Genomic DNA, 1,034 nt, shown 5'->3' on the forward strand with positions numbered 1-1,034 from the left:
GGGGATGTGGCCTCAAAGCACGCCCACATCGACGCCTCGCCTGCGCTAAACTGAAGAGCACGTACGCAATTACGAGAGGAGCCCGCATGGAGGCTTACAAGCAAGAGTTCATCAAGTTTATGGTCGAGTCCGACGTCCTTAAGTTCGGCAGCTTTACGCTCAAGAGCGGCCGCCAGTCCCCGTTCTTTATGAACGCCGGCGCTTACGTGACGGGCTATCAGCTCAAGAAGCTGGGCGAGTATTACGCCCAGGCCATCCACGATAACTTTGGCGACGACTTTGATGTGCTGTTTGGGCCGGCCTACAAGGGTATTCCGCTGGCCGTCGTGACCGCCATTGCCTACCACGAGCTGTACGGCAAGGAGGTCAAGTACTGCTGCGACCGCAAGGAGGCCAAGGACCACGGTGCCGATAAGGGCAACCTGCTGGGTTATGAGCCCAAGGACGGCGACCGCGTGGTCATGGTCGAGGACGTCACCACCAGCGGCAAGTCCATCGACGAGACCTATCCCAAGGTCAAGGCTGCTGCCGATGTCGAGATCAAGGGCCTGATCGTGTCCCTCAACCGCATGGAGGTCGGCAAGGGCGGTGTGACTACCGCGCAGAAGGAGATCGAGGCCAAGTACGGTTTCCCCGTCGCGAGCATCGTCTCCATGGCCGAGGTCGTCGAGACCCTCTACAACCACGAGATCGACGGCAAGGTTGTCATCGATGACGAGCTCAAGACCGCCATCGACGCCTACTACGAGCAGTACGGAGCACGTTAGTTACGGCGTTTTACCAAACGCCGTAACTGCTCGACGCTGCGCGGGCCGCATTTGGACAATCTGACGTTCAACTTCAAGGGCGCGACCAGAAGGTCAGCGCCCTTTCGTTTCACGTCACCTTGTCTCAAATGCGACCCGCTCGCTGTCCGTTCTCTACCTGCGGCGTCGTCTTGCTCCGAATGCGGCTCGCTCGCTCATATGACCCAATCCGCTGTCAAGAGCCACAATGGCCCCGCCGACCGCTTGCAATCGGTCGGCGGGGCCTGC

General features: G+C 59.7%; 1 protein-coding gene. It reads left to right on the forward strand.

The features are described from left to right. The first annotated feature begins 86 nt into the window (after positions 1–86). Positions 87–767 carry an orotate phosphoribosyltransferase gene (pyrE, locus tag AB5Z54_RS01915; protein WP_148332521.1) on the forward strand — a complete coding sequence of 227 codons (681 nt, stop codon included), beginning with the start codon at positions 87–89 and terminating at the stop codon, positions 765–767. Positions 768–1,034: the final 267 nt, after the last annotated feature.

The sequence above is a fragment of the Collinsella aerofaciens genome (assembly GCF_040910185.1).
Classification (GTDB): domain Bacteria; phylum Actinomycetota; class Coriobacteriia; order Coriobacteriales; family Coriobacteriaceae; genus Collinsella; species Collinsella aerofaciens_BF.